Below are 10,196 nucleotides of genomic sequence, written 5' to 3' on the forward strand. Positions count from 1 at the left end.
GGCGGTTGTTTTACGTTCTTGTGCAGCTAGACGAAGTGCTTTAACCAGGGTTTTTGGTAATCGGAAGTTAATCGATTCACGCTCTACATTTGTCATATTTGTATCCTTTAACCCTGGTATAGACAGTTTACCACGCGAGCCTCAGATTTTTCACGTATTTATAAGTGTTTTGGGCAACTGTACAGAATCGTTACTGGCAAAATGCCCTCCTAGTAATGATTCTGTTGAGTGTGTAAATACACCTGAAGCTAATTGTATAGAAAGCCTTACCCCAGTTGACTTTCAAGAGACACATAAAAGTGAGCAGCGTGTATAGATGTGGTACAGAATGTGTCTATATAGTAATAATTTACTCAACTAGAGTGCTGACTGGGTAATTGGCAAGAGAAAAAGGTAAGCTGATTGCTGATGATTGGGGTGAGGATTTTCAATTGTCCGCGAACCGACTTGGTAGTTTGTGTAGACCAATTTCTACACTGTGTATATCCCCTAGTAGAGAATTTTGTCACCCCACAAACAACACAAGCCTTCAGCTGGTAGGATGATTAACCATATGTGGTAATCATCCAAGCGTGAAAATGGCCAAGGTGCTAACGCAAGAAGAAATTAAACGCCTGTTTATAGAAGGTTTAACTACAGGGCGATTGCCTACGGCAGGCGGTTACGCCATCGCGCTTGTATAAGCCTAATCCAAATTATGGTTAAGACGCTGGCTGTTTAAGTATTTCACGATTTAACTGAAAAATTTGGGTAGATAATGAGGCTCGTTTTTATGAGCAAAAGTGACAGTGATTGTTAAAAACTGGAATTTGAGGAACTAGAGCATAACTCTAATTGCACAAGACCCAAAAAACCGAGTGGCTTGACAGTAATTGTTTAAAACTGACAAATAATTCTTTAATGGACATGATGAGATTATCTTCCACTTGATCACTGAAGGTTGTATGAACCTATCCCACTAATAATGTTTGCCCTAAAAAGCTAAAGCAAAGTTGAGAATTAAAAACGAAAAATCAAGGTTTTCAGGTACTTTTTACGGGAAGACCTAGAGATTTTTAGAATAGTGGGATAGGTTCACTGTCTCACTTTACCCACCAGACAAGTTTGCTGGCTCAGGCTGTTCAAAAGCGTCTTTCTCTAATGAGATTGCAGCTTTGGCAGGCTTGGTTCCTGGCATAATCGCAAAGTCTGGGGTGAACTGGGCTAAGACGCTTCGGAGTTGCTCGAAGACGTTGCGATCGCCGTCTAGCTTCGCCTTAAGGGCGACAATCAGATCCTCGAACGTGCTTAACCCAGCCATCACAGACTCCAGGTCGCTGCGGTTAATCGTAATCGTGAGATCTGGGTTTTCTGCCTCGAACCCCTTGATGTTAGTGAGCGTCGAGTTGCTCATTTCCACTACAAATTTTTCGCCGTTGTCGGGTGTAAATAAATTGATCGTAAATCTCATGCCTTCGGCTTTTTGACTATCTGTGCGAATGCTCATGAAGTCAAGCAAGAGTTCGGTGGACATGGCGCGGACTGTGTCCGGGCTGACCGTCTGTGCCGTGACACCACTGGGGAAGCCATTACGCAGTTCATAGGCGGCTGAAAGGAAACTGTTACGGACACTGGGGCTTTCTTTTTGATAACCGATCTGTTCAAACACATCTGCCAAGAGGTCTTTTGCTTCCTGGTTATGAGGTTCAGCATAGACCAGCTTGTTCAGGATCTCCATCGCTTGGCGGTATTTGCCCTGATCGTGCAACTCCTTGCCTTTTGCCATAATCTTCTGTGCCCCCCCCATCATCTCGATGTACAGAGGAGCAGATTCGCTCGGCGAAAGTGGAACTAAGGTTGCCGGATTGGCATCCCAGTAACCAAGGTAGCGGTTGATGACAGCCCGACTATTGTGTTCCTCGGAGCCGTGGTAACTGTGGGCAGCCCACTGTTGCTGCAAACTTAGAGGAAGCTTGTAAACATTATGGATCTCATTGATAGTCACGCCTTTGTTCGCCTGGTGCAGTACTTCGTTATTGAGATGGGCATAAGTATCCCTCTGAACACGCATGACCTCTTGAATCCGGTCATTCCCCCAACGGGGCCAGCTATGGGAAGCAAACATCACCTCCGCTTCCTGTCCAAAGAGATAAAGGGCTTCATTAATTTTCTTCGACCACTCCAGCGCATCTCGAACCAATGCACCCCGGAGTGTGTAGATGTTATGAATCGTACCGCAGATATTTTCTGCCGCCCAGAACGCCCTCCAGTCAGGGAAATAGGTGTTCATCTCGGCAGGAGCTTCGGTGCCTGGAGTGTTCTGAAACAACATTCTGACCCCATCAATGGTCAATTCCTCAATATCCTGCTTGATGTAACGGGTGGGTTCAATCAGCCCTACTCTGCCGGCTGCTGTGTTCTTGCCGATCGACTGATCGACATGACCAAACGGACTGCGCGGCAATAGCAAACCGTACTGAAAGAAGGCTCGACGGGTCATGGCAGTCCCCGAATACACGTTCTCCGCGATCGCATATTCCATGAAGCCAACCGGGGCGATAATCTGCACCTGACCGTTCTTCACATCCGCCTCATCCACCACACCGCGTACACCGCCGTAGTGATCAACGTGGGAGTGAGAATACACAACCGCGACCACAGGGCGCTGACCGAGGTGCTCATTGACTAGTTCTAGTGCTGCTTTTGAAGTTTCCTTACATGTCAACACGTCGAACAGAATCCAACCCGTATCGCCCCTGATGATCGTCATGTTGGCTAGGTCAAAACCGCGTACCTGGTAAATCTTATCGGGTAGGACTTCATACAGCCCGTAAGCCATATTAAGAATAGCCTGACGCTGTAATGAGGGGTGAATACTGTCGAACACACTATCAAAGCTCTGCAACAGGAACTCATAGCTGCCCATGTCCCAAGCGACATTGCCTGCTTCCGCAATAATTTGCTTGTAAGGAGGTGCGGCGATAAAGCCTTTTTGCGCTTCTTCAAAATCGCGTTTATCCTCGAATGGCAGGCTCTTGCGTAAACTGTTCTGTAATTCAATCGTGAATGAGGATGGCAGCTTACCTTTGGTATCAAAATGTCCATGATTTATGGCTTTGGAATCCGAAGTGTCTGATTTTTCAATGCTCATTTAACTTTCTCCAAGATTCAGCAAGGGAACACGGTAGAAACCAAAACCTCCTGAGAATATGCAACGCCTAAAAATTCAAGGATTTAATTACCACACTAATAAAACTAACTAAGCCAATCACTAGCAAAGCCACTCCAACAATTTCCGCACTATGAGAGGTTTCGTAAGTATAACGATCGCTTTGGATTTGTTGGAGTAGCTGATGATGTTCTTTTAATCCTAAAACCATGCCCAACATTCCCGTACCAATAAAAGACAGCCCAACAATAACCGAAAATCTAACTGGGTTAAGGTTATGACTCAGGTGAGTATTTTCAATGGTTGTCACGATAGTGGGGATACCAAAGCCAAAACCAATCAACGACAGACAGGTGCGTATCCAAGCCATTAAAGTGCGATCTGCTGCCGCTCGACTGCGGTATTTGGCCATTTCGGTACGCTCTGCTGCTAAATCATTGGTAGAATGACTCATGATAGGTCAGTTTTGGCTAATCTACGTTTATTCCAGATTGAGTAGGGAACACCGATAAAAGCTCCCAAAATTACGTAAGCTACCAGCGTCGGAATCACCTGCTGCTGTACATGATTCAAAATAGCGACAAACAAAGCTAAACCAAAATTGCGAGCAATACAGAAAATCGCCAAGGTAGCTCGCATATCATCATCGAGTCTGTCTAAAGTGTGTCCAATTCCTAGAGAGGCAATCACCATAATTGCGATCGCGACGAGTGGTAATTGCCCAACTCTGGAAAACAGTGGCAGTCCTAAGATGCACACTAAAACAACCATTACTAAAAAGAGGTTATCAGCAATAAAAGTCAAAGGTTGGGCAATATTTTTGGTAAATGTAGGGGCGAACTTTTGCATTAAAATACCGAGACTGACAGGCAATAACTGCACCATCATCACCTGTTGGGCAACTTCTAAAATTGCCACCTTTTGTGAAATTTTCTCAAATAAGGTAGCAAAAATTGCTAAGGTGAGGGGAGTAAAAAAAACTGCAAGTATTGCCAGAGTTAGCTGAAGACTCGCTGAGTATTGGAAACTGCCTCCAGCCTTTTGCGATCGCTTTGTAGTCAGAGGCGCACCTGGAGAAGCTGCCAGCAAGGCTAATCCTATCATCACTTCCGGCGGTAAGTTCAACAGTTTCAGCAGTAAAATAACCACCAGAGGCACTAGCACAACAACGGCTAGAAGCGCACGGAATACTAAGGCAGGTTTTCGCCAGAAGGAAAGCATCTTTTCAAAACAGAGGTTGCTCCCTATGGCTAACATTAGAGAAAAAATAGTGACTTTAACGAGAATCAGTAGTAAGGGATGGTGCATGGTTTTCAAATGACTGATCCTGGATGGTGAATCACTAAAAATTTCCGAAATTGCGCTGAAGTAGGACAACAATCAGCCAGCAAACTAACAGTTTCTCCTAATTAAATTTATTCCTAATGAATGTTCATATCCTGTTAGTTTCTGTAATATATGGGCAGGTAAATATGGATGTTTATGTATTTCATCTAACAATTGTTGAAGAAATTTTGATGTAGCTCAATAGACATAGAAATTTATCTATCAAACTCTACTCCTAGCTGAGTTATAAACAGAAAAAAATCACTCTGCATCCCCCTAAAGAAATTGGAACCATCCCGTGAAAATGAGTTGCATTGTCAGCTAGGGGATTAATAAAGTTCTTGAAAACTATACCTAAACTAACTTACAGCCTGTTAGACTTTCCTAAAAGAGTTTATGCCTTAAGGGGGAAGTAATATAGAACAAGTACAGCAGTTACAGGTGCAACTGTCTCAAGAGGATTAAATCAATCAAATAATCTCCACCTAACCAGCCTCCTCTACTGGCAACACTTCTTGGGATAACAAGGCGTAGAACTGCGGTACTAACTCCTCCAATTGCCGCAAATGCTCAGTTGCCGTTTCCTGGTTTGTTGACATTTATATCCTTGGGGATTTATTTCGGGTTTGTGCCTTACTACTCGAAGCCAGCGCGTTAATGTATTTACTACTGCATCGCTTTCCGTATTAGAGGTGTACTATACGCAAAAATTGATAAATTTTAATTGCTTGAGCGTAAGTTGAAACGCCCTCTTTAAGAGACAATAGAAATCAGACACTATAAAACCAGACGAAACTACCATTGTGTCTGATTATCAAGGGAGTAATAAAAATGACGCTCTCTGTTGTCCACATAACGGCGCACAGAAAGGCGATCGCTTCCTTGCCCTGGGCCCAGGCAGAAGCGAAGTTGATTGGGCTGTGGTTGGAGGGGAAAGCGCCAAGTTCTGTTCGGGCGTACCAGCGCTACACGAGACGATTTCTGGAATTCTTGGACAAACCTCTCAAAAAAGTGACTTATGAAGATTTGGTAGAATACGCTAGCTCCTTCAGGGGCAATGCAGAAAGTACCAAGCGCATATACATTGCCGCAGCTAAAAGCTTGATTAGTTTCGCTCATAAAATTGGATATTTACCTTTTAATGTGGGTATGGCATTAAAACTGGGGGAACTGCCAGATGTAATCAACGAACGCTATCTAGATGAGGCTGATATTAAATTGTTAGTACGAGCAGCATCTAAGCATTTAGCTGATGCAAAAACTCCCAAACGGCAGAACATCGCAAAAATAAATTTGTTAATTATCAAACTCTTGTACCAGGCGGGATTACGGGCAAGTGAAATTTGTGAGTTGACCTGGGGAGATTTGACACCCCGTGGTGACAGTGGTCAGGTATATGTTCGTAAAGCCAAGGGCAGCAAAAATCGTACTATTCTCATCAAGTCGAAGCTGTGGTCGGAACTAATGGAGTTCAAAGGTCAGGCTTTATCTACAGACGCAGTGTTCCAAAGTCAAAAAGGGGGACACCTCGACCGTCAAAACTTACACCCCATTATTAAGGAAATAGCCTCTGCTGCTGGGTTAAGCGATAAAGTTTCGGCGCACTGGTTACGTCATGCTCATGGATCTCACGCCATTGAGCGCGGAACTAATCCGGTACTGGTGAAAGAAACTTTGGGTCATGCCAATTTAGCCATCACTGATCGCTATCTCAAGGCTAGACCTAATGACAGTAGCGCTTTAAACTTAATGGATCTTTGAGATTTACACGAACGTAAGATTTGGATGAGTGAGAATGTAGCACAAATAGGAACCAGTGGCATCAATTGCTACTGGAAACTAAGCAGAAAAACTGCTTTCAAATGCCAAAGATATTTTTTAGCTAGCCAGCCCCCTCCATAGGCAACACCTTTTCCGAGAGCCATTCATAAAATTCAGGAACTTGAGCCTCGACAAGTCGCAGTTCATCTGCCGCGATCGCTTCAAGTTGGAGCACCGTCTCCCACCGCCAATCACCTGTCCACCGTTTGAGGATTCCTTTGATAGCATCGACTCCTTGATAAATGCCAGAGCGAAGCATTTCCACGCAATGAAGTAGGGTAGTGCGATCGCGAAAAGAGGCTTCGGGGCAGGGGAGAGGGGGAGCAGGAGAGAAAGATTCTTGCCCCTGTGCCCAAGAGCACCTGTGCTCAAGAGCCTCTAAAGATGGCGTAGTATCCGCCCCCTCAACTAATGGATTTTCTATACCATTTATGGGGGGGGTGGATACGGGAGGTAAAATAGGCTCAAAGCCTTGCGAATGCTGGTTGTGGAGGTAATCGGCACGTTGTTGCTGACGATGAGCGATAACTGCCAGTGCAAAGTCCAATTCCGACTTAGCCAGAGAATAAAACTTCACCTGCATTCCACGAGGGCCTTGCTTACGGCAAACTAGTTTTAGTCCCAGCTGTTCAAGCATTGTGGCCAACAGCCAAATTGGTTGACAATCACTTGGAACTGTAAAACCAAGAATTGCTTTGATGTGAGCAGCACATTCGGTGGCGATCTGGGTCATATTTAATAGATGTGAGTCAGCCGCCGTAATTTCCTCAAAAGCTACTAAACGCCCCAGGATATGATGAAGCCCCAAGTTTACCCTTGCTAACCACTTGGCACAATAATTTCCCCAATCCATGCAAAATGGAAGTTTGTCGCGTTCGGCGCGGTCTAGTTGGGTAACGAATGTTGGTGGTACTGGGTATTGTTGATTGGTACGAGAATCAACAATCATCTCTTGTGATGGAGATAAGATGGCTTCAAGAGCAGCGAACGCCCCAACGAGTCTACCGCCATTATCCTTCTCGACTAATTGTGGCGTAACTTCCATACCGTAAGCTTCATGAATGCGGAATTTTTCACATTCGTTCATCTCATCAGGTGAAAGATAATCCTTGGTTTGTCGTGCGCGGTATTCTGTTTTAGTAATGTTTTTGGCACTGGCGACGGCATGATGGTGAGCAGTATCCAGAGCATCAGCAGCATTTTTCAAATATTCCAAAGCTTGAGCATCATTTTCATCACCCACTGGTACAATCTGATTACCCATTTGAGTTAACAAATCGCGCAGATCCGCCCGAAGATTATTAATTGATTGATGGCGGTTGGCTTGAATTTGGCAGTAGGCATCTAATGCCCAATCCTTCTCAGCCCCGCGCTTACCAGTCTCGCGGTCGATCCGCAACAGAAAAGCTGTGATTTCGTTGGTTTGGAGTAACCTTTCTTTGATTTTGGTGGGGTTGGTGTCAAGGTAGCCAAATGGGGGTTTGGGGGCCACCCAAACATGAATCGGCACTTTTGGACGATAGCGCCACAGCTGTTGAGCGCACTCAGTTGCAGTTTGACTGACGGCATGAAACACCCCAAACACTAAATCAAAATGATAGTCTGGAATGTCTACACCAGTTCCAAGACTAGGAGAGGTGAGTAACACATCTATATTTTTGACTGCGTTGGTAATGTCTTTGATAAATGCAACGTTTTCTTCACTGCCAGAGTTATCGGAATGTACAGACCAGATACGTAATTTTGGAAAACGTCTGCTGTGATTAGCAGTAGTTGGAGAATCAATGGCGGCGGGTGAGGAGATCTTGCCGTCGTCAGGAGATAACTCAATGTGTAGCAACAATGATTTTTCCAGTTTCTTGATGAAACGCTTACTGTCGCTGACCACCATAACTTTCTGACCAATCATGATTGCCGCCGAAATTTGAGCAACCAAAGCACTTGAATCCTGACCTTCATACCAATAGATGGTGCGATCTCCGTTGTTGAATTCGTTCTTAATAATGTATGGCTGCTCACCCTCTGGTCGCATCGCTTTGAAAAACTCTATGGTTGTGTCATCCATGTGTGCATCGGCAATCACTACCAGGGGGGCATTGTAGACAATATACTGTAGTGTTTCCAAAATTAAGGCGCGATGTTCCTTACAGGTTTTGCTCAGTAATAGGTGAGTCAGGTATTGGCAAGCTTCATCAATGAAAATGCAGCCATAAGTTAGGGCCTGGGTATTTAACTTATATAAACTGTCGATGGTAATGCTCAGTGCCGTTGCCTGGGTCATGCCTGCATAACCAAGGTCAGAATACATCAAGGTTTTCAAACGTTGTGCTAGATTTTTGAGCAAATTGACTCGATGCCCGTTGTTGAGAAATTTTTGGTCGGGGTTAGCGTCACGCCAAGCGCGCATGAGTTCAGTTTTACCAGTTCCCATGTCGCTGATTAGTACTACCAATCCTGAGCGGGGGAAGAGAAAATATTTTGGTTGATTTTGGTGAGCTTTTTTAAGTCTGTACTTTCTCTGTGGCTGGGAATCGTCAGTTTTATAAAGACTTGCTGCAAATATGGAGCTAGGAGTCTTGGGTTGGGGAGTTGAGGATATCTCGTCACCCTCAGTTTTGGTAATCCTGTAGCTACTGCTGTTTGTTTGTGTGCTTTTGTGTGTGTTGTTCTTAGGTTCTTGTGCCCCCAAGCCTGCTTGTGCTCCCTTTACCAACAGGGCTTGAGTCAAATATTTGACGTTGACAATCAAATCAGGCTTATATTTTCTCAATCCCCGGTGTTTAATTAAGAATGAGTGCTGGTAATCAGCTAGTGATTTAGCATCATCAACAAGCGCCATCAGTAGTGCATTAGCGTTTTCACCCCGTTCCACCACGAAATCATCTACACCTTTTTCTGGCCCCGGCAAGGATGCGACTTCACACTCGGCACCAGCAGCAACAATTGCTTTACCTGTGCGAACTGTGGCTTGATACACTGACCAACGAGTTTTCAGTTTAGTCTCGTAGTCAAATAGGATAATGAACTTGCGTCCCGGCTGTGCCAGTGGCATTAAGTCTGGATGCAATCTCTCGTCAAAATCCTTTTTGCCCACACGACCATTCCAAATCCCCGGTAGCGCTAGAGCTACAAACCCCAGACTGAGTAAGCAAGCTGCCTTCTTCTCGCCTTCGCAAAGTACAACTGGGATTTCTGGATGAGCGATTATCCATTCCCAAAATACCAGTGGAGTCAGCCTATTTTGTAATCGTAGAGCCAGGGGTGAGTGATATCGCTTAATGTTATACCGTAGTGCCACCTTATCCCAGATGGGGTTAGTCACGTCGAAGTAAGTAACGCGGTTAGGCGTTTTGGGGGGTGACTCATACTTAACAGGTTTTCCTTAGATAAATATGATTTGGCTGAAAAAGAATATAGATTAGCAATTAAATATAGTAATAATAAAGCTACGAATGCCATTAATAATTTAGCTAGACTGAAGAACTTGCAAGAAAAATATTCCGAAGCAGTGCAATTAGCAATTGAAGGTTTAAAGAATACCCTAGATTCGGACACCCAGTTAAAAGCAGCATTGTATAAGAATTTAGGATGGGCAAGGTTAATGCAAAAAGATTATTTTCAAGCAGATAAAAACTTGCAAAAGGCATTTGAGTTAAATTCCCAAAGAGTGGATGTATATTGCTTGCTGGCAAAAACGAAAGAAGCATTAGGTCAATTAGATTATGCAAATAGCTATTGGGAAATGTGTTTACTTGCAAGAACAGATGGAGAATATTTACCAGAAATCCAAAAGTCAGGGCTATTTCATTCTAAATGTAGGCAGTATATGGTAAGATGCAGCGCAAATTCTATATTAATGCATCTGTCCCATGTCTCAAATCGCAATTATAGAAGCCTTCGC

6 protein-coding genes are annotated in these 10,196 nt (G+C 44.2%); 2 read left to right on the plus strand and 4 right to left on the minus strand.

Going from position 1 to position 10,196, the window contains the following annotated elements; all coding sequences use genetic code 11:
- Window positions 1-1,087: 1,087 nt before the first annotated feature.
- The 3 genes from H6H03_RS38040 to H6H03_RS38050 all read right to left on the minus strand — a co-directional run bounded on the left by H6H03_RS38040 (window position 1,088) and on the right by H6H03_RS38050 (window position 4,456).
- A complete protein-coding gene (locus tag H6H03_RS38040; protein WP_190960167.1) occupies window positions 1,088-3,130 on the minus strand; it encodes an alkyl/aryl-sulfatase in 2,043 nt (680 codons plus the stop codon).
- A gap of 67 nt (window positions 3,131-3,197) precedes the next feature.
- The gene (locus H6H03_RS38045; RefSeq protein WP_190960168.1) at window positions 3,198-3,602 is read right to left on the minus strand and encodes a YidH family protein; all 405 of its coding nucleotides are present in this window, start codon (window positions 3,600-3,602) and stop codon (window positions 3,198-3,200) included.
- On the minus strand, window positions 3,599-4,456 hold the full coding sequence (locus H6H03_RS38050; protein ID WP_190960169.1) for a bile acid:sodium symporter family protein: 858 nt from the start codon (window positions 4,454-4,456) through the stop codon (window positions 3,599-3,601). Before H6H03_RS38050 ends, H6H03_RS38045 begins: the two co-directional genes overlap by 4 nt.
- Before the next feature lie 849 nt (window positions 4,457-5,305).
- Here H6H03_RS38050 and H6H03_RS38055 point away from each other — a divergent pair.
- A complete protein-coding gene (locus H6H03_RS38055; protein WP_190960170.1) occupies window positions 5,306-6,235 on the plus strand; it encodes a tyrosine-type recombinase/integrase in 930 nt (309 codons plus the stop codon).
- Between the two features lie 121 nt (window positions 6,236-6,356).
- Here H6H03_RS38055 and H6H03_RS38060 read toward each other — a convergent pair whose 3' ends face one another.
- The gene (locus H6H03_RS38060) at window positions 6,357-9,617 is read right to left on the minus strand and encodes a plasmid replication protein, CyRepA1 family (protein WP_190960171.1); all 3,261 of its coding nucleotides are present in this window, start codon (window positions 9,615-9,617) and stop codon (window positions 6,357-6,359) included.
- Window positions 9,618-9,692: 75 nt separating this feature from the next.
- On the opposite strand from H6H03_RS38060, the gene H6H03_RS38065 reads away from it, so the two are divergent.
- Window positions 9,693-10,196 (plus strand): tetratricopeptide repeat protein (locus H6H03_RS38065; protein WP_390842932.1); only part of this gene is annotated, 504 nt, incomplete at its 3' end.

It is taken from the genome of Nostoc paludosum FACHB-159, from assembly GCF_014698835.1.
Lineage (GTDB): Bacteria > Cyanobacteriota > Cyanobacteriia > Cyanobacteriales > Nostocaceae > Nostoc > Nostoc paludosum.

What these genes read in the sequence shown, in the direction of transcription:
- H6H03_RS38040 (WP_190960167.1), bottom strand. Translation starts at nt 3,130, where the DNA reads ATGAGCATTGAAAAATCAGACACTTCGGATTCCAAAGCCATAAATCAT.
- H6H03_RS38045 (WP_190960168.1), bottom strand. Translation starts at nt 3,602, where the DNA reads ATGAGTCATTCTACCAATGATTTAGCAGCAGAGCGTACCGAAATGGCC.
- H6H03_RS38050 (WP_190960169.1), bottom strand. Translation starts at nt 4,456, where the DNA reads ATGCACCATCCCTTACTACTGATTCTCGTTAAAGTCACTATTTTTTCT.
- H6H03_RS38055 (WP_190960170.1), top strand. Translation starts at nt 5,306, where the DNA reads ATGACGCTCTCTGTTGTCCACATAACGGCGCACAGAAAGGCGATCGCT.